An 18616-nucleotide genomic window follows, 5' to 3' on the forward strand; every position below is an offset into this window, starting at 1 on the left:
CCCGCCCCTCTCAAACCCCTCTCGCTTGGGTCGGCGGTGGCATGCCCGCGTTCTCGAGTGAAGGGGCGGCGCAGGCGCGACGTTCGCGCGCGGGGGCCGCATCCGGGAGGCGGGCGTTCCGCCTTTCGGCGGGGTCGGCCGCGGTTGATCGCGACGTACCATGGGCCCGCCCGGGCAGCGACCCGGCGATCGGAGCGGGCCCCCAGAGCCGGTGCCGCAGCGGACGGGAGTGCGATGAGCCGGGACAGCGGGCCCACCACCACGGTGAGCTTCGGTGTGCTCGGCACCGTCGAGCTGCAGGTGGCCGGCCGGCCCGCCACGCCGCTCGCCCCGGCGGTCCGCGCGCTGCTGGCCCGGCTGGTCCTCGCCGCGGGGCGGGTGGTCTCCGCGGACGCGCTCACCGACGCGCTCTGGGGCGACCAGCCCCCGGCGGACGCCACGAACGCGCTGCAGCTGCGGGTGTCCAAGCTGCGCCGGGCCCTGGTCGCCGCCGGGGCGGGCGGCGACCTGCTGGTCACCCGCGCCCCCGGCTACCAGCTTGCCGTCGCCCCCGACACGGTGGACGCGTACCGCTTCGAACGGTTGCTGGACCGGGCGCGCGGCGCGACCACCGGGGATGGCCCGGCCGCGGCGCTGGCCTGCTTCGACGAGGCACTTGGGCTGTGGCGCGGCCCGGCCCTGGCCGACGTCGGCGAGGCCGCGTGGGCGCTGGCCGAGGCGGCCCGGCTGGAGGAGCTGCGCCTCGGCGCGGTGGAGGACCGGCTGGAGCTGCTGCTGGAGGCGGGCCGGCAGGCCGAGGCGGTCGCCGACCTGGAGCACCTGGTCGTCGCCCACCCGCTGCGTGAGCGGCTGCACCGGTTGCTGATGCTGGCGCTCTACCGGGCCGGGCGGCAGGCGGACGCGATCACCGCCTACCACGCGCTGCGCCACCGTCTCGCCGACGAGCTGGGCATCGACCCGGCACCGGAGCTCCAGGCGCTCGCCGAGGCCATCCTGCGGCACCAGGTGCCCGCCCCGAAGCCGGCCCAGCCAACGGCGACGGCGACGCCGGCCAGCCCGGCCTCCGCGCCGACGGCTCCGCCGGTCGCCCCGGCCTCCGCGCCGACGGTGCCGGCCGTTGCGCCCCTCGCCCATCCGGCCGACCGGCCCGCCCCATCGCAGGCCACCACGGTTGCGGCCGAGCGGGCCGGCCTGCCGCGCCGGCTCTCCTCCGTCATCGGCCGCCAGGACGACGTGCACCGCGTGCTGCACCGGCTGCGCGAGGCGCGGGTGGTGACGCTGACCGGGCCGGGCGGCGTCGGCAAGACCACCCTCGCCCTGGAGGCGGTGCGCCACACCGACGACGTCCTGGCCGACCGGGTGCACCTGGTCCGCCTGGCCGCGCTGCCCAGCGGGGCCGACCTTCCCGAGGCGGTCGCCGACCAGCTCGGCGTGACCACCGGCGGCCCCGGGCCGGCCGCGGCCGCCGCGCTGGTCGCCTGGCTCGGCGCCGACCGGACGCTGCTGGTCGTCGACAACTGCGAGCACGTCATCGACGAGGCGGCGGAACTGGTCGAGCGGCTCGTCGCGGCCTGCCCCGCGCTGACCGTGCTGACCACCAGCCGGGAAGCCCTCGCGGTACCCGGGGAGACCCAGCTCGCGGTGGCGCCGCTGGGCGTACCCGATGGGCCGGTGGATCTCGCGCGGCTCGGCGACAGCCCGGCGGTGGCCCTCTTCGTCGATCGCGCGCGGGCGGTGCGCCCCGGGTTCGCCCTCGACGCGGCGACCGCGCCGGTGGTGGCGGACATCTGCCGGCAGCTCGACGGCATGCCGCTGGCAATCGAGCTGGCCGCCGCGCGGGTGAAGGCGCTGCCGCCGGCGGAGATCGCGGCCCGGCTGCACGACCGGTTCGCGCTGCTCACGGCCGGGGCGCGGACCAGCGAGGCCCGGCACCGCACGCTGCGGGCCACCCTCGACTGGAGTCACGACCTGCTGTCAGAGGCCGAGCGGCGGCTGCTGCGCCGGCTGGCGGTGTTCCGCGGCGGCTGGGACCTGGCCGCCGCCGAGCAGGTCTGCGCGTTCGACGGCCTGGCCGGCGACGAGGTCCTCGACCTGCTCTTCCGGCTGGTCGACCGTTCCCTCGTGGTGCCGGACCCGGCCACCGGGCGATTCCGGCTGCTGGTCACCATCCGGGAGTACGCCGCCGCCCGGCTCGCCGAGGCCGGCGAGACCGAGGCGGCCCGGGACCGGCACCTGACGTACTTCACCGAGCTGGCCGAGCGGTACGGCCCGCACGTGCGCTCCGACGCCGACGCCTGGGCGCGGGTGACGGAGGAGCACGACAATTTCCGTGCGGTCGTCGACCGCTGCCTGGAGCGCGGCGACGCGGTCGACGCCGGCCTGCGGCTCGCCGACGCCCTCTTCCTGTTCTGGAACTACGGCCCCCGGCACGAGGGGATGCGGGCGCTGACCGCGCTGCTCGCCGCCGGCGACGCCGCCCCGGCCGCCCGGGCCGCGGCTTTGCAACGGATCGGCCTGCTCGGCGTCTACTACCCCACCGCGCAGACGCGGGCCGCCGCGCGGGAGAGTCTGGCCGAGTTCGAGCGCCTCGGCGACAACGTCAACGCCGCGACGTCGCGGCTCGTGGTCGCCTGGGAGGGCCAGTACGACGGCGACGCGGACGCGTACCGGGCGATGATCGCCCAGGCCCGCCGGGAGCGGGGCGACACCGACGACCCCTGGTGGCACGGGACGATCCACTACGTGGAAGCGCTGCTGGATCTGCGGACCGGCGCCTTCGAGCGGTCCGCCGAGCAGTGGGCCCGCAGCCTCGAATGGACCCGGAAGGCCGGCGACCGTCTGCTGCCGGCCGGGATCCTGGCGCACCTCGGCGTCGCGTTGCGGGAGGCGGGCCGCCCCGACGAGGCGATCGCCACCCTTGAGGAGGCGGCGGCCGAGACCCGGCGCAATCCCTCCCCGCACGCGCTGGCCTTCACCCTCGTGCAGCTCGCGCACACCCGGCTGGACCGGGGTGAGGTGGGCGGCGTGCCGGCGATGCTCGCCGAGGCGGCCGACACCGCCCGCCGCAGCGGCAACCCGCGCTGTCAGGCCTGGGCGGCCTGGGGGCGGGCCCGGATCGCGTACGCCGACGGCGACGCGGTCACCGCGGCGGACGAGTGCCGCCGGGCGGTGGAGCTGCTGGAGGAGCGGGAGTTCCCGTGGGCCCGGCGGCGGCTCTGGTTGCTGACGGCCGAGGCGGCGGCCGCCGCCGGGCGGGGGCAGGAGGCCGACGCGGCCCGGCAGGCGGCGGCGGCCCTGGCGGCGTCCGACCGCTAGCAGTCCAGGCGCGGGCCTCGCGGCGGCCGGCCGTTAGGGGTCCAGGCTTGCCGGGAGGCCGAACGCGGTGAACAGGCCGGGTGCCTCGAAGACATCCAGCGCGGCGATGAGGCCCGCCTCGATCCGCAGCACGATCAGCGCGAACGGGCGGAATACGGTTTCGCCGCTGGCACGGACGTAGGCGGCGACCGCCGGCTGGCGGTTCGCGGCGGTCGGCAGCATCCGCCACTGCCCGGGGGTGTTCATGTCCCGATGCAGCGCCTCGGCGACGGTGGCCTTGCCGGTCCACTCCCCGACGTCCGGCTCGATGGTCAATCGGATGTCCTCCCGGAGCAGGTCGACCAGGGCCTGCGGGTCGGCCCGTTCGTGCGCGGCGATGTACCGCCGCAGCAACTCGCGCTGCGCCGGGTCGGGGACGCCGGCGGACGACCATTCCAGGCGCCCGCCCGGCCACCGCTCGCGCAACGTCGCGCGGGCCCGCTGCAGGGCGCTGTTCACCGCGGGCGTGGTGGTGTCGAGCAGGGCGGCTGTCTCGTTCGCCGACCAGACCAGCACGTCGCGCAGGATGAGCACGGCGCGCTGGCGGGGCGGCAGCAGCTGGATCGCGGCGAGGAAGGCCAGGGAGATCGTCTCGCGGCCGATGGCCACCGCGTCGGGGCCGGGGCGCTCGTCGAGCAGCTGGTCCGGGTACGGCTGCACTGGCGGGGGCGTCCGCCGCAACGTGTCCAGGCAGGCGTTCGTGGCGATGCGGTACAGCCAGGTCCGGGCGCTGGACCGCTCCTCGAACGCGTCCCTGGACCGCCAGGCCCGCAGGAACACCTCCTGCACGTGATCCTCGGCCGCGTCGAACGACCCGAGCATCCGGTAGCAGTGGATGCACAGTTCGCGGTGGTGCTGGCGGGTCAGGTCCGCGAACCTCGTGGCGTCCACAGCAACGTTCATACCGGTACCGGCGAAAAATGACGGCCGGATCATCGGTGAGTTTCCGGCCGGACCGCGTCTGGGCCGGCTTGGTCGACCATCTGCGGCTGCACATCGCCCCGATCCTGCTGGGGTCCGGCACCGCCCTGTTCGACGGTGCCGGCCCGGAGCTGGCACACCTGGACACCGTGAACACCCCGGAAGCCACCCACGTGACGTACCGGGTGGCACGCGGTTAGCCGCAGCGGCGGCACGCCGGGCCGGCCGGACAGACGACCAGGCCGGCCCGGCGCAGCGCGGCCGGATCCACCTCCCCGCCCACCCGCAGCACGCCCACGTCGGCGTCGAACTCCAGCGACACCACCCCGGGCAGGTCACTCACCCGCCGGCTGACCGCGCGTACGCAGCGCCGGCAGATCCCGGGCGGCAGGACCACCGTCACCACCCGCGTCGATGCCGCGGCAGCCACCGTCGGGTCGTTCCGCTCCACCATGCCGCCAGCCTCGTTCCCGCCGCTGTCCATTCGCTGTCCGCGCCGCACCGGCCGACAGCCAGTGTCCGGACAGCACGCCCGGACACTCTCCTCGTGTCACCGATCAGCACCGACCGAGGAGTCGCCGTGAACCACCTGCTCACCGCCGAGCTGTTCCGCCTGGAGCGCGCCGAGCTGGCCCGCCGGCTGCGCCGGGAGCGGCCCACCGCCACCGTCCCCGCCGCGCGCCACACACCGCGCCACCGGGCCACCCGCTGAGCCACCCGCCCCGACCCCACAGGAGACCCCCGATGCCCACGAGCACTGTGAATCAGACCCGCCCCACCTCGACCGCCGCCGCCGTGCAGGCCCGGGACGTCGTACGCACCTACGGCCGCGGCGATGCCACCGTCCGTGCCCTGGCCGGCGCCACGGTGTCCCTCCCGGCCGGCCGGTTCACCGCGATCATGGGTCCGTCCGGTTCCGGCAAGTCCACCCTCATGCACGCGCTGGCCGGCCTGGACACCATCGACGCCGGGCAGATCCTGCTCGGCGACACCGACCTCGGCCAGCTGACCGAGCGGCAGCGCACCCTGCTGCGGCGGGACCGGATCGGCTTCGTCTTCCAGAGCTTCAACCTGGTGCCGACCCTGACCGCGCGGGAGAACATCCTCCTGCCGCTCACCCTGGCCGGTTGCCGTCCCGACCCCGAGCGGCTGGACCGGTTGATCGCCACCCTCGGCCTGGCCGAACGACTACGGCACCGACCGACGGAACTCTCCGGCGGCCAGCAGCAGCGGGTCGCCGTGGCCCGCGCCCTGATCACCCAACCGGAGATCGTCTTCGCCGACGAGCCGACCGGGAACCTCGACTCGCAGGCGGCCGAGGCGCTGCTCGGCTTCCTGCGCCAGGCCGTCGACGAGTTCGGGCAGACCATCGTGATGGTCACCCACGACCCGCACGCCGCCGCGTACGCCGACCGGGTGGTGTTCCTCGCCGACGGCCGGATCGACGGCGAACTCGACGCCCCGACCGCGCCGGCCATCCTGTCCCGCATGGCGCGCCTGGCCGCGCCCGTCACCACCGGAGCGAACTGACATGTGGCGGCTGACCCTGCGTAGCACCCTGGCCCGGCGGGCCCGGCTGGCGCTGACCCTGCTCGCGGTCGTCCTCGGCGTCACCTTCGCCACCGGCGGCCTGGTCCTCACCGACACCTCCACCCGCCTGCTCGACGATCAGTTCCGCACCGCGACCGCCGGCGTCGACCTGACCGTGCGGGACGCGGTCGCCTTCGACTCCGCGATGGGCGTCGAGGTCACCCGCGACCCGCTCCCGGCCGACCTGTCGGCGCGGATCGCCGCGGTCTCCGGGGTGGCCGACGCCCGCCCGGCGGTACGCGGCCAGGGCCTGCTCGAGGTGGCCGGCAAGCCGGTCGTGCCGAGCGGCGCGTCCCTGCTGGCGTCCTGGCTGCCCGCGCCGATGGGCTCGTTCAACATTCGCCGCGGCCGACCCCCGGCCGCCGACGACGAGGTGGTCCTCGACGAGGACACCGCGCGCGGTCAGCACGTTCGGCTCGGCGACACCGTCACCGTCCGGGCGACCGAGAACGCCCGGCTCCGGGTGGTCGGGCTGGCCGGGTTCGGTGACCGGGGTGGCCTGCCGAACAGCACCGTCGCCCTGGTCACCCTCCCCTCGGCGCAGCGCCTGCTCCGGCTCGGCGCGGGCGTCTCCGAGGTGGCGGTCGTCGCCGCGCCCGGCGTCGCCCCCGAGCAGCTGCGCGACCGGATCACCGCCGCCGTCGGCGCCGACTACGAGGTCTCCGCGAGCCGGGACATCGCTGCCGCCGGCGCGGCAGCCGCCCGGGATCAGATCAGCTGGCTGCAGCTGGTGCTGCTCGCCCTGGCCGGCGCCGCCCTGCTGGTCGGCGCGTTCCTGATCGCCAACACCTTCGCCATCGTCGTCACCCAGCGGACCCGGGAACTGGCCCTGCTCCGGGCCGCCGGTGCGACCGGCGGGCAGGTGCTGCGCTCGGTGCTGGGCGAGGCGCTGCTGGTCGGGCTCACCGCCTCGGCCGCCGGGCTCGTCCTCGGCGTCGCCGCCGCCACCGGCATCCGAAACCTGGCCAGCGCGTTCGGCGTACCGCTGCCGGAGGGCGAGCTGGTGCTGACCGCCCGTACCGTGCTGGTGGCCTTCGCGATCGGCGTCCTCGTCACGGTCGGCTCGGCGGTCGGACCGGCCCGGCGCGCGGCCGCGGTGGCGCCGGTGGCGGCGCTGCGCGAGGCGGCCGCCGCCCGTACGGGACGGGTCCGGGTGGTCGCCGGCGCGCTGGCCGCCGCCACGGGCCTGGCCGCCACCGTGGCGGTGCTCGCCGCGGACGCGCCGGTTCCGCTGCTCGGCCTGGCCGCGCTGGGCGCCGTCGGCGGCCTCGCGCTGCTCGGGCCGGCGCTCACCCCCACCCTGGTACGCCTCGTCGGCCGGCCGCTGGCCGCCGCCGGCGTGACCGGTCAACTGGCCACCGACTCGGCGGCCCGCACCCCACGACGGACCGCGGCGACCGCCCTGGCGCTGGCCCTCGGGCTCGCGCTGATCAGCTTCATGGCCGTCCTCGGCAGCTCGGTCAACAGCTCCGTCCGGCAGTCCTACAGGGAGGTGATCACCGCCGACCACATGGTGGAGAGCGCCCGCAACGAGATGCTCGGCGGCCTCAACCCCGTCGTGTACGAGCAGGTCAGCCGGCTGCCCGAGGTCGCGGTCGCGTCCCGGCTGCGCTACGGCCACTGGCGCGACGGGGCGATGACCCAGGCGCTGACCGGCGTGGACCCGGCGACGCTGGCCCGGGTGACGAACCTGCACTTCACCGCCGGCAACCTGGCGGCGCTGAACGGCGGAGGCATCGTGCTGGCCGAGCACGTGGCCCGCGACCGCGGCCTGTCCGTCGGCGACGAGCTGCCGATGACGTTCTCCCGCACCGGCACCCAGCGCCTCACCGTCGTCGGTCTGCTGCGCAACGGCGACGCCCGGGCACTGTCCACCGACTACCTCATCTCGCTGGACACCTTCGCCCGCAACTACAGCGAGGAGATGGACGCGAGCGTGCTGATCCGCACCGACGGCGGGACCGACCGGGCCGCCGCCGAGCGGGCGATCAGAGCGGCGCTGGCCGACACCCCGACCGCCGAACTGCGCGACCAGGCCGCCGCGGTCGCCAGCCGCACCCAGATGATCGACCAGGTGCTCGGCCTGGTGACGGTGCTGCTGATGCTGGCCGTGCTGATCGCCCTGCTGGGCATCACCAACACTCTCGCCCTGTCGATCACCGAGCGCACCGCCGAGATCGGGCTGCTCCGCGCGGTCGGCATGACCCGCCGGCAGCTCGGCTGGATGATCCGGGCCGAGGCGGTGCTGGTCGCCGCGCTGGCCAGCGTACTGGGGATCGTGCTGGGGGTCGGCTTCGCCGCCGCCACGGTCCGCGCGCTGGGCCGGGACGCCCCGACCGTGCTGGCCGTGCCGACCGGCCGGCTGCTGGTGGTGCTGGCCGTCGCCCTCGCCGCCGGCCTGCTCGCCGGCCTGCTGCCCGCCCGCCGCGCCGCCCGGCTGGACGTCCTCGCCGCCATCGGCACGCTCTGATCCGTCACCCTCGACGCCGACAGCCCCATCCTGTAAGGAGTAGACCATGACTGCAATCGTTACCATCCGCCCGGCCGTTCCGGCCGACGCCGACACCGTGGACACCCTGGTCCGGGAGATCGCCGCCCACGAGGGCGACAGCGAACACGTCACCATCACCCTGGACGGCTGGCGCAACCTGCTCGGCCGGGACGACGTCACCGTCCTGCTCGCCGAACGGGCCGGAGAACCACTCGGCTACGTCTCGGCGCTGCGCCGCGTACACCTGTGGTCCGGGCGCGACATCCTCGCGCTGGACGACCTCTGGGTCCGGGCGTCCGCCCGGGACGCCGGGGTCGGGCGGACGCTGATGCTCGCCCTCGCCCGCGTCGCGGCCGAGGACGGGCTCGTCATCCGCTGGGAGGTCAAGCCGGACAACGCGGGGGCGCAGCGGTTCTACCAGCGACTCGACGCGCGGCTGTTCACCAAGGTGATCGCGGGTTGGCGCCCGGAGAGCTACCTGCCGCTGCTGCCACCGGAGACGGCGACGGGCCACCGCCTCGTCCCCTGACACCGTCCATTCCCGCACACCACCTGGAGGCCCGCCGTGTCCAACACACTTCCCGCCACCCCCGCGCGCCCGAAACCCCCGTCGCGTCGTACGTCACTGCGCCTGTCCACCGCGCTGCTGCTCGTGGGGCAACTCCTCTACATCCTGGTCACCCAGTTCCACACCGACGGGGACGCGAACAACCATCCCGCCGTGTTCGCCGGGTACGCCGGCAGCGGAATCTGGACCCTCGTGCACCTCGGCCAGTTCGCCGGCATGGCGATCTTCCTCGCGGGGCTGCTCGCCCTGTTCTTCGCCCTGGACCTGCAGACTGAAGCGGCGAGATGGGCGGGTCGATTCGGTGCCGCTTCGGCGGTCGCGGCCCTGGCGCTGTACGGCGCCCTCCAGGCGGTGGACGGGGTCGCCCTCAAGCAGGCTGTGAACGCTTGGGCAGGCGCCCCGGACGCCGAGAAGGCGGCGCGTTTCGCGAGCGCCGAAGCGATCCGCTGGCTTGAGTGGGGAGTGCGGAGCTACCACAACTTCGCCCTGGGCATTGCCCTGCTCCTGTTCGCGGCGGCACTCGTGTGGACGGCCTGGACCCCGCGGCCGATAGCCCACCTGATGGGGCTTTCCGGCCTCGCCTACCTGGCGCAGGGCTGGGTGGTCGGCTCCGTGGGGTTCTCACAGGCGGAGACGATCGCAATCGTGCTGGCCTTCGTCCTGGACGTGGCGTGGATGAGCTGGCTGGTTGTGGTCGCCTGGCGCATGCATGAGTCGGAGGCCCCGTCGCCTGGCTGATCGCCCTTGGACGTTGGTCACCTGGGGCGGGGGAAGACGCGCTCGCGCAATTGCCGGATACAGCTTTTGCGAGTTCACTTTCGACACAACCATGAAACCAGTTTTTGCCATTCATAAGTGTCAATGCATAAGGATGGCATTAGCCCTTTGGTTACGTTTCCCTTCATCTGCCTGATGGATCCACGAAGTGATGACTCAGGGTCAATTCGTGGGCACCATTTGGATTCCCCCTCCCCTAACCGAAAGGCAGGCAACATGTCCACGAGACTGCTTCGTGGCCTGGCCGCCGCCGCGGTGATGACCGCAGCGACGCTGGCCACGGCGGGCACCGCCACGGCCGCCCCGCCCACCCTCACCACGCCGAACAGCGCCGTCATCGGAAGCACCGCACAGCTCAGCCCGGAGGCGGCCGGCACCGCCACGGGCAACGGCCCCGACGCCCGGCAGCAAGCCCTGGCAGCGTACTGGACCCCGGCCCGGATGAAGGCGGCCAAGCCGGACACCGAAATCCCCACCGTCAAGGCGGCGCTCGCCGCACGCGACAGCAACCGGACCCAGGGTACGAACGCCACCCGCCCGCAGGGACCGTCCGGCAGCATGGCCCCGGCCGCGCCGGCCACCGAGCCGAAGGCGAGCGGCTCCACCGCCGCCCCGTCGGACATGTCGACGCAGTCCTACTACCCCAACTACCCGGTCGGCCACCCGACGGCCCGCACCTCCGGCAAGGTCTACTTCAGCCTCGGCGGCGGCAACTACGTCTGCTCGGCGACCATCGTGAACACCGAGGGCAAGTCCTCGGTGTGGACCGCGGGCCACTGCCTCACCGGCAATCAGGCCTGGGCAACCAACTGGACCTTCGTTCCTAACTACAACAACGGCTCGGCCCCCTACGGCTACTGGTACGCCGCCCAACTCTGGACGACCACCGCATTTTTCTACAACAACAACGACTTCGCCAACGACGTCGGCTCAGCGGTCATGGCCCGCACCAGCGGCTGGCGGATCACCGACTACTTCGGCGGACAGGGAATCGCCTGGAACTTCGCCATCGGCCAGTACGACTACGCCTTCGGCTACCCGGCCGCGTCCCCGTACAACGGCGAGGTGCTCACCGCGGAGAACGGCTCCACCTACGACGGCGGCGGCGGCACCATCTACATGACCAACTACATGACCGGCGGCTCCTCCGGCGGCGGCTGGCTGATGGCGTTCGACGGCAACTGGGGTTACCTCAACGGGCACAACGACTTCAAGTACAACGTCCTGCCGCAGTACATGTTCTCGCCGTACTACGGCAACCAGGTGGCTGACCTGTACAACAACGTCCGGTACATCTCCAGCTGATCAATCGGCAGCGTACGGCGCCGGGTCCGGTTCGGACCCGGCGCCGTCTCGCCTACGGGCTGATGACTTTCCGATCCACCGGCCTGTGGCGCGGCAACTGGATCAGGCCGCCAGCCAGGATCAGCACGACCCAAGCGAACAGGAACGGCAAGGACAACACGGGCTGACCGATCCACTCCCACAGCGGATGCCAGCGGTAATGCGCCTCTTGCAGGTGATGCGTGAGCATATGCGGCACGGACAACAGAATCGACACCCACCACAGCACCACCGCGAAGCCGAACATGAACTTCGCCAGCGCCTGCGCCACCGCATGGCTGCGCTCGGCCCGCCGGCTGGCCCAGCCGAACAGGACCCAGCCACCAAGCGTGCCGAGCAGAAACGCGAGGACACCGGCGGGGTATGCGGCCCAGGGGGTCGCCCGGCTCATGCCCAGGCTCATCAGCGGCGTCGTACTGTCAGAGTTGATATGGACCTCAAGGATGTTGTCGCCGCGCTGCGCGTACACGGTGATGTCGGAAGGTATCGAGGTCGGATCGCAGCGCGGATCATTCGGAATGCAGTCGTACGAGTTGGAGTAAATCGGTTCGCCGAAGTCCCAGCCGGCGGCACGCAGCCGCTCCTGGAGCTGCGCCAGCGTCTTCTGGCGGGTGACGGCGGGCAGGCGGGTGAAGGAAGCGCCGATCCCGGCGAACTCGTATTCACCGCCATCGCCGAAGAGCAGGCTGGGCACCGATTGCCAGCTCAGCGGGCTGCCGTAGACGATGAACACGGCGGGCGGGTCCTGGCGGTCGATGTCACGGACCGGCTCACCGGGGTAGAGCTGGTCGACGGTTGCGGCGAGTTCGTGGTGGTCGAGCGGCCGGGAGCCGAGCCAGGCAACCCAGATACCGAAGGACGCGGCGAACAGCCCGCAGGCCACGGCGAAGACGGCTGCCCACGCCACGACGCTGCGGCTGGCGGGCCGGCCCAGCCGGGCCCGGAGGCCGTGGCGTACCAGATTCGCTCCGACCCGCAGGCCGCGATGTTGGGGCGCGATGTCCTGCAAGGTTTCGAGGATCTCGGCGCCCCGCTCACGGCGGTAGGCACGCGGGTAGGACAGCAGCAGCCACCGGTGCATGGAAGCTCCTTGGGACGACGCGACGCGGATCAGGCGAGGTTTGGCCGCAGGTTGCGCAACCGGGACTCGGCTGCGGACGCGAGCTCGCGCAGCCGCGCGGTCTGGCTCGCAAGCTCGGTGCGGCCGTCGGCGCACAGCCGGTAGTAGCGGCGCAGGCGCCCATCGACGACTTCCTCCCGATCGAACTCGACCAGGCCCTGCGCGGTCAGTCGATCGAGGGCGGAGTAGAGCGTGCCCGGCAGCAGCTTGACGCGACCGCCTGACATCTGGGCCACCTCCTGGATGATCCCGTAGCCGTGGCGGGCCTCATCGGCCAAGGCAGTCAGGATCAGGAAGGTCGCCTCACGCATCTCACTCACCGGCACAACATATATTGCTGATCAATCTATCGTCAACGCCCCGGCCTATCCTGGCTGTCCCTGGCCCAACCCCTCGGGCGACGGCGCCGGTCGCGCGTCAAGCGCGGGGCGGACCCCGGAAGGACCCTGGATGTTTCTGTCACTGCCCACCAGCGCATGGATCCTCATCGCAGGGGGCACCACCCTTTTCAATCTCGTCGCCATGCAGTGGATCATCCAGATTCCGAAGTACCGCAAGATGCAGCTCATGACGCCGGTCATCGGCATCGTCGCTGTCGGCGGGCGTGCGCTCATCCAGGGCCACCGACTGGCCGAAACGCTCTTCCTGCACGCGGCGCTCATGATCGCGTTCCCGGCCATCCTCGCCCCGGTGCGGCGCCACATCACTCGTGACTACTACCGCTGGGTCAAGGACCCGACGACCAAGCCCAGCAAGGCGGCGATGGCCTGGATCGCCACGTCGATGACGATCATGCTGTTCGTGATCGCTGCCGTCTCGGCGGTGGGCAGCAGGACCGGCGCCTGACTGGAGGCTGCGACCGCCGCGTGGGTGGCGACACCGGCGTGTCGCGGACGAGAGGCAACCTCACCTTGAAGCGATGTGCCGCTGAGGCATGTTTATGCCTCAGCGGCATGTTCCGGCTCAGCGCTGCGGTCGCGCCCGCATGGAGTGGAGAAGCCCGAGGTTCGGCGTTAGCGCGCCGTCCTGGCCCAGCGACAGGAAGTCCGCCTCGACCGCGGCCCGCTCAAGCGCACCGGCCCGCACGGCGTGGTAGCGCACGACGGACCAGACGAAGACGTCGAGATTGTCGAAACGCGTGCCGCCCTCGACGACCTCCTCCTCGTGGAACCAGAGGCCGACCTGCCCGTCGGCAAGCACCACGTGGAGGTTGCCGCCACCGTCGGCGCCGACCGCGTAGACATCGTCGTCGGTCAGTTCGGTCTCGTAGTCGGCGTCCAGAATCCCGCAGTCGTTCGCGGCGAAGTCGAACCCGTAGGACCAGTCATACACGTCCATGAACTGAGGCATCCGCCCCGACCGCACCCGCCGGTCGAGCGCCGCCAGCGCGGTCGCGCCCGCCGGCGGCAGGCGATCGAGCATCGGCGCCACCGGCCGGGTCTGGTCAGGAACGGTGATGAGAGAACGGCCGGAGAACCACCGTGCGAGGTCGGCGTCGAGGTCGCGCTCGACGTAACCCGTCAGATCATCAAGCTTGAGCGTCACCGGCGGATGCTAACCATGACCTCTGACCAGAATGCCCGCCGGATGTCCGGCATGGCCGCACCGGCGGCTGACGGCCGTTCGACTAGACCAAGCCGGACAGATACTCCCTACGTCGCTGCGGTTCGAACTTCTCGATCGAGTACCGCAGCATGACCCGTGGCATGACCTGGTAACGGCTGGCCAGGAACTCCTCCTCCGCAGCCCTGTCACGCTTGCCCACCTCGCGCAACATCCAGCCCACCGCCTTGTGGACGAGGTCGTGCGGGTCACCCAGGAGCCGCTCCCCAAGCCGGAAGGTCCAATCGAAGTCGTCGGCCTTGATGAAGGCGAACGTTGCCATGACGGCGATCCGTCGGTCCCACACCAGACTCGACTCCGCCAACCGATCCAGCACGCTCCGGTCCTTGTCCATCAGCCAAGGACCGACGATGTACGGCGCGGACGAATCCACCAGGTCCCAGTTGTTGATGCGGTCGGTGTTGGCCAGAACGATGTCGAAGATCCGGCCCCGCTCCTCCCCCTTGGCGAACTTGCGCACCAGGATGAACAGCGCCGTCAGCCGCTCCTCGTGCACGCCGCTCGTCAGCAGCACCACCGTGTCCGCCAGGGACAGGTCGCGCCAGTAACGGCCGGCCACCCTGCGCTGCTCCGGCACCGAGACGCCGATGGCCCGGTCACCCTCGCCGTACCCGCCCGGGGCCATCTGCAGAAACCGGCTCACCTCCGCCGCCCGCCTCGGGTCGGCGAGGCGGGCGAGTTCATCACGGACGTCCGCGGTCGTGGCCATGACAGTGCAACCTACCGCGCGACCCAGGCCACCGGGTCGTACTCCTGAAGCCGGCGCGGTCGAGGCGGCCGGGTCAGGCGGCCTCCAGAGACCGTTTGGCCAGGCCGATCGCGAAGCCGTCAATGGTGGTGGTCGGTGCCGCGGTGGGGTCGGTGGCGGCACCGAGGGTAACGAACAGCGGGGTGAAATGCTCGACGGTCGGGTGGGCGTAGGGCATGCCGGGGGCGCTGGAGCGGAACCGGGCGAGCTCGTCAACGTCGCCGCTAGCCAGCGCCTCGGCGGCCCAGTGGTCGAAGTCAGCCGACCAGCCGGGCACCTTGTCGGGGTTCCGCCAGTCGAGGAACGGCAGACCGTGAGTCATGTAGCCCGACCCGATCACCAGCACTCCGGACTCCCGCAGCGTCTTGAGCCGCCGGCCCAGCGCCATCAGTCGCTCCGGGTCATGGGTGGGCATGCTCAGCTGCAACACCGGGATGTCCGCGCCCGGGTACATGATCTTCAACGGCACCCAGGCGCCGTGGTCCAGGCCACGGCTACGGTGCTCGTGGACTTTCTCCGTGTCGGGCATCAGCGCGACGACCTGCTGGGCGAGAGCCACGGCGGGTGGGGTGTCGTAGCGCATCCGGTAGTACATCGGGTGGAAGCCGCCGAAGTCGTAGACCAGATCGACCGGCTGCGTACTGGTAATGCTCAACGGCGCGGACTCCCAGTGCGCCGAGACGATCAGGATCGCCCGCGGTTTGGGCAGGGCCCGGGCCCAGGTGTGCAGCTGGGTCATCCAGTCGGTCATCTCGAACAGCATCGGGGCGCCGTGGCTGAGGTAGAGCGCGGGCAGCGGTCCGTCGGCCGGCGTCCACGGCCGGTGCCGTTGAGCGTTCTCAAGGGTGGCGGCTCGCTGCAGGTGCGCGGCGAACGGGTGCTGGGCGGGAATGAGCGCGTCGGCGGCTGCGGTGGCGTGGTTGGTCATCGTTTTCTCCCCAGAGATGTGTGCTGGCGTCGCGGGCCCGGCCTCGGTTTTGAAAGCCGGCGCCCGCGTGTCAACGCGGCCAGATGGCGTCCGGGCGGGTCAGGCCACGACGCCGAAGCCGCCGGTCCAGGAGACCTTCTCGGTCGCGGCAAGGCTGATCTGCAGGAAGCCGAGGGCCTCCATCTCCCGGGCCCGCTTGAGCGCGCCGGCGTCGATGGCGTTCAGACCGGCCGCGCTGATCACGTCGATGAGAGTGGCCTTGGCGTCGGCGTCGTCGCCAGCGACCAGGACGGTCGTGGTCACCGGGCCGACGGCGCCGGCGGCCAGCGTGCCGGCGAAGGTGGTGTTGAACGCCTTGAGCACCCGAGACCTCGGCAGCTTGCCGGCGATCTCGGTAGCGGCCGAGCTATCGGCGGGGACGGTCAGGGAGTCGAAGGTCTCGAAGTTCAGCGGGTTGGAGATGTCGACCACGATCTTGCCCGCAAGTTGCCCACCACGCTCGGCGAGCACCTGGTCGACGGCCGGGTAGGGGACCGCGAGGACGACGATGTCGCCGGTGACCGGCTTGTCCGCGTCGGTCTTGCCGAGCAGTTCAGCGGTGTTGCCGCCCTTGGTGACGACGCTGGAGATGGCCTGACCCATGCTGCCGGTGCCGATGATCGAGATGTGCGCCATGGGAATTCCTTCCGGAGCGGATAGTTGAAACTTCAAGTAACACCGTAGCAGATTTACTTGCTCCGTCAACCAATCGGGTAGGATGTGAGGATGAGCATGCAGTGGTTGACCAGCGAGCAGTTGGCGACGTGGGTGCGGCTGGTCGCAGTGGCAGAGCTGCTCCCCGGCGCCTTGGACTCACAGCTACGCCGTGACGCCGAGCTGACCCACTTCGAGTACATGGTGCTCGCGATGCTGTCGGAGGCACCCGAGCGCACACTGCGGATGACCGCCCTCGCCGCCCGCACCAACGCCACCTTGCCACGGCTGTCCCACGCGGTCCGACGGATGGAGGACCGTGACCTGGTAGAGCGGTTCCCCTGCCCACAGGACGGGCGAGCCACCAACGCCCGGCTCACCGAGACGGGCTGGCAGAAGCTGGTGGCAGCCGCGCCCGGGCACGTCGCCAACGTCCGCCACCACGTGTTCGAGGTGCTCTCGCCGGAGCAGGTTGCGCAGCTGGCCGACATCACCGACGCGATCCTCGACCGGCTGGACCCCGACGGTGTGATGACCGCCCCGTACCAGCGCCCCACCCCGCCGGCCGACGCTGCCGAGCCGGCTCGCCAGCGCACCGCCCAGTGAGGTGATCTCGGTAAGGCATGGCAGGTTGATCCTGAATCGCTGGCGAAGCAGGGCGACCCCTGAAACCACGGCGAGCCTTCATCAGCCGCGCACACCCCGGCGACGCGTGCGAACGAGCAGCCCTCAACTACTCCGCCTACTGGGTCGGGAAGATCCCGTATCGGCAGCGCGACGGAGCCGGCGCGGCAAACGTCCCCCGACGCCGCATTAGCATCGATGCGGCGCGGGCGGGCCGCTGCCCGACGGGAGGGGGCCAGTGGGCACGGCGAAACGGACATTGCTCCGGCGGTGGGCCGGCGTTCCCCGGCAGGTTCGGGTTGTCGTGATCGTCGCCGTCTGCGTCCTCGCGTACGGCGGGATCGTCCACCTGGGCGACCTGCTCGGCGTACGGCCAGATGGTCCAAGCCCGTCCATCCCCATCTGGCTGATGCTTTACTTCACCTCGCTGACCGTATTCGACCCGCTCGCGGCGCTGTTGCTAGCGCTCCGCCGGATCGAAGGGCTGCTGCTCGGCTGTGCCGTGCTCGCCAGCGACGCGGCAGCGAACGGGTATGCCAACTACATGCTGGACACCGCGCCGGGGATCACACCCGGCCGGATCGGGCAGGCGGTGGTTACGGCGCTCGCGGTCGCCCTGATCGCGGCGGCGCCCAGGGCCGCGCCCTGGCTGCATCGGCCCGGAATCGCCGCTAGCGCATGATCATGAATGTTGGGGGTGCCGGGGTCAGGCCGTCAACCGTTGGCGGCGCCAGCGATGACCGAAAGCCGGCTCAGCTCTGCGGTCGCGCCCGCATGGAGCTGAGGAGCCCGAGGTTCGGCGCAAGCGCGCCGACCGTGTCGCGAATCGTGGTGAGCCGGCCCGCCTGGTCGTCGGCGTAGCTCTGTTCCGACAGTCACCCCACGCCGACTCGGCGGTGCCGGTCGCGCTGGTCGAGGCGGCGTAGGTGAAACGGTGGCATTGTAGGCAAGCTTCAGGAACGCGCAGCGCCGATTGTCCTCGCAACGGTTGCTCAAATTGTTCGTCCTTCCACGCAACGCATCTGCCCGAGTGGTCGTCTCTGCATCCGACAGTCCATGACGGACGTTCGAGGAACGGGGAGGCATATGCGATCCAGCAGAAGCACAAGAGCCGTACTGGCCGGGGGAATCGTCGTCGCGCTGCTGACGGGCGCGCCCGGCACCGCGGCCGCCAAGCCGGCGGCCGCACCGCAGGCCGTCAAGCCGGTGGCGGCCACCGGCGGGTCCAAGACGGTAACGCTGATCACCGGTGACCGGGTGACCGTCGCCGGCGACGGCCGCCTCGGCATCGTGCCGCGTAAGGGCGTCACGTTCCACACTTACCGGACCGGGAAACACCAGTACGTCATCCCGTCCGACGCGGTGCCGTTGCTGCGGGCGGACCGGCTCGACCAGCGGCTGTTCGACCTGACCGAGTTGCTGGCGGTGCGGGCCGCGCGTCCGTCGTCGATGCCGCTGGTCGTCTCGGGTGCGGCTGCCGCGCCGGGCCTGACCGTGGCGCGGCGGCTGCCGGCGGTGCGGGGTTTCGCCGCCGAGACGCCCACCGGGTCGCTAGCCGCCCGTTGGCAGACGACTCGCACGAAGCTGACCGCGGGCAAGATCTGGCTCGACGCGGTACGTGAGCCGGCGTTGGAGCAGAGCGTCCCGCTGATCGGTGCGCCCACTGCCTGGTCGGCTGGTTTCGACGGCACGGGAGTGCGGGTAGCGGTGCTTGACTCGGGTATCGACGCCACGCACCCCGATCTGGCCGGGAAGGTCTCGGCGCGGCGGAACTTCACCGAGGGCGTGGAGGACGACCGCGACCTGGTCGGCCACGGCACGCACGTCGCGTCGAC

The 18616-nt window shown here is 71.8% G+C and carries 20 protein-coding genes and 1 pseudogene; 13 read left to right on the forward strand and 8 right to left on the reverse strand.

Annotated elements, in window-relative coordinates:
• Positions 1-234: 234 nt before the first annotated feature.
• Positions 235-3315 carry a BTAD domain-containing putative transcriptional regulator gene (locus AB0C02_RS29345; RefSeq protein WP_357552369.1) on the forward strand — a complete coding sequence of 1027 codons (3081 nt, stop codon included), beginning with the start codon at positions 235-237 and terminating at the stop codon, positions 3313-3315.
• Between the two features lie 33 nt (positions 3316-3348).
• Here the strand turns inward: AB0C02_RS29345 and AB0C02_RS29350 are convergent, their stop codons facing one another.
• The gene (locus AB0C02_RS29350) at positions 3349-4245 is read right to left on the reverse strand and encodes an RNA polymerase subunit sigma-70 (protein WP_357552370.1); all 897 of its coding nucleotides are present in this window, start codon (positions 4243-4245) and stop codon (positions 3349-3351) included.
• A 47-nt stretch (positions 4246-4292) separates the two neighbouring features.
• On the opposite strand from AB0C02_RS29350, the gene AB0C02_RS29355 reads away from it, so the two are divergent.
• Positions 4293-4475: a dihydrofolate reductase family protein gene (locus tag AB0C02_RS29355; protein WP_357552371.1), complete on the forward strand. Its 183-nt coding sequence runs from the start codon at positions 4293-4295 to the stop codon at positions 4473-4475.
• Here AB0C02_RS29355 and AB0C02_RS29360 read toward each other — a convergent pair.
• Positions 4472-4729 carry a heavy-metal-associated domain-containing protein gene (locus AB0C02_RS29360; protein WP_357552372.1) on the reverse strand — a complete coding sequence of 86 codons (258 nt, stop codon included), beginning with the start codon at positions 4727-4729 and terminating at the stop codon, positions 4472-4474. The two genes, AB0C02_RS29355 and AB0C02_RS29360, sit on opposite strands and share 4 nt — an antisense overlap.
• 126 nt (positions 4730-4855) lie before the next feature.
• Here AB0C02_RS29360 and AB0C02_RS29365 point away from each other — a divergent pair, with 126 nt between their 5' ends.
• The 6 genes from AB0C02_RS29365 (at position 4856) to AB0C02_RS29390 (ending at position 11006) form a co-directional block, all read left to right on the forward strand.
• Complete coding sequence (locus AB0C02_RS29365; RefSeq protein WP_357552373.1) at positions 4856-4987, forward strand: hypothetical protein; 132 nt, start codon at positions 4856-4858, stop codon at positions 4985-4987.
• Between the two features lie 32 nt (positions 4988-5019).
• Positions 5020-5805, forward strand: a complete 786-nt coding sequence (locus tag AB0C02_RS29370; protein ID WP_357552374.1) for an ABC transporter ATP-binding protein — start codon at positions 5020-5022, stop codon at positions 5803-5805.
• A gap of 1 nt (position 5806) precedes the next feature.
• Positions 5807-8335 (forward strand): FtsX-like permease family protein, encoded by a 2529-nt coding sequence (locus AB0C02_RS29375; protein ID WP_357552375.1) that lies wholly within the window; start codon positions 5807-5809, stop codon positions 8333-8335.
• 46 nt (positions 8336-8381) lie between these two features.
• Positions 8382-8885, forward strand: coding sequence for a GNAT family N-acetyltransferase (locus AB0C02_RS29380; RefSeq protein WP_357552376.1), 504 nt, complete (start codon positions 8382-8384; stop codon positions 8883-8885).
• A gap of 36 nt (positions 8886-8921) precedes the next feature.
• On the forward strand, positions 8922-9662 hold the full coding sequence (locus AB0C02_RS29385; RefSeq protein WP_357552377.1) for a hypothetical protein: 741 nt from the start codon (positions 8922-8924) through the stop codon (positions 9660-9662).
• Between the two features lie 255 nt (positions 9663-9917).
• Complete coding sequence (locus tag AB0C02_RS29390) at positions 9918-11006, forward strand: hypothetical protein (RefSeq protein WP_357552378.1); 1089 nt, start codon at positions 9918-9920, stop codon at positions 11004-11006.
• Between the two features lie 52 nt (positions 11007-11058).
• Here the strand turns inward: AB0C02_RS29390 and AB0C02_RS29395 are convergent, their stop codons facing one another.
• Both AB0C02_RS29395 and AB0C02_RS29400 read right to left on the reverse strand, forming a co-directional pair.
• Positions 11059-12126: a hypothetical protein gene (locus AB0C02_RS29395; RefSeq protein ID WP_357552379.1), complete on the reverse strand. Its 1068-nt coding sequence runs from the start codon at positions 12124-12126 to the stop codon at positions 11059-11061.
• 29 nt (positions 12127-12155) lie between these two features.
• Complete coding sequence (locus tag AB0C02_RS29400; RefSeq protein ID WP_357552380.1) at positions 12156-12476, reverse strand: helix-turn-helix transcriptional regulator; 321 nt, start codon at positions 12474-12476, stop codon at positions 12156-12158.
• A 139-nt stretch (positions 12477-12615) separates the two neighbouring features.
• On the opposite strand from AB0C02_RS29400, the gene AB0C02_RS29405 reads away from it, so the two are divergent.
• Positions 12616-13011: a hypothetical protein gene (locus AB0C02_RS29405; protein ID WP_357552381.1), complete on the forward strand. Its 396-nt coding sequence runs from the start codon at positions 12616-12618 to the stop codon at positions 13009-13011.
• 117 nt (positions 13012-13128) lie between these two features.
• Here AB0C02_RS29405 and AB0C02_RS29410 read toward each other — a convergent pair whose 3' ends face one another.
• The 4 genes from AB0C02_RS29410 to AB0C02_RS29425 all read right to left on the reverse strand — a co-directional run bounded on the left by AB0C02_RS29410 (position 13129) and on the right by AB0C02_RS29425 (position 16139).
• The gene (locus AB0C02_RS29410; protein ID WP_357552382.1) at positions 13129-13710 is read right to left on the reverse strand and encodes a hypothetical protein; all 582 of its coding nucleotides are present in this window, start codon (positions 13708-13710) and stop codon (positions 13129-13131) included.
• Between the two features lie 82 nt (positions 13711-13792).
• Positions 13793-14497: a DNA alkylation repair protein gene (locus AB0C02_RS29415; RefSeq protein ID WP_357552383.1), complete on the reverse strand. Its 705-nt coding sequence runs from the start codon at positions 14495-14497 to the stop codon at positions 13793-13795.
• Between the two features lie 73 nt (positions 14498-14570).
• Positions 14571-15464, reverse strand: coding sequence for a class III extradiol ring-cleavage dioxygenase (locus AB0C02_RS29420; RefSeq protein WP_357552384.1), 894 nt, complete (start codon positions 15462-15464; stop codon positions 14571-14573).
• 99 nt (positions 15465-15563) lie between these two features.
• Positions 15564-16139: an NADPH-dependent F420 reductase gene (locus tag AB0C02_RS29425; protein WP_357552385.1), complete on the reverse strand. Its 576-nt coding sequence runs from the start codon at positions 16137-16139 to the stop codon at positions 15564-15566.
• Positions 16140-16229: 90 nt separating this feature from the next.
• On the opposite strand from AB0C02_RS29425, the gene AB0C02_RS29430 reads away from it, so the two are divergent.
• From AB0C02_RS29430 to AB0C02_RS29445, 4 genes and pseudogenes are all read left to right on the forward strand, one after another.
• A complete protein-coding gene (locus AB0C02_RS29430; protein WP_357552386.1) occupies positions 16230-16763 on the forward strand; it encodes a MarR family winged helix-turn-helix transcriptional regulator in 534 nt (177 codons plus the stop codon).
• Positions 16764-16799: 36 nt separating this feature from the next.
• A pseudogene (locus AB0C02_RS29435) lies at positions 16800-16936 on the forward strand (transcriptional regulator); the annotation flags it as partial.
• A gap of 149 nt (positions 16937-17085) precedes the next feature.
• Positions 17086-17463, forward strand: a complete 378-nt coding sequence (locus AB0C02_RS29440; protein WP_357552387.1) for a hypothetical protein — start codon at positions 17086-17088, stop codon at positions 17461-17463.
• Positions 17464-17867: 404 nt separating this feature from the next.
• Positions 17868-18616, forward strand: a 749-nt coding sequence (locus tag AB0C02_RS29445) for a S8 family serine peptidase (protein ID WP_357552388.1), incomplete at its 3' end; no start/stop codon positions are given.

Source organism: Micromonospora sp. NPDC048999, from assembly GCF_040649295.1.
Classification (GTDB): domain Bacteria; phylum Actinomycetota; class Actinomycetes; order Mycobacteriales; family Micromonosporaceae; genus Micromonospora.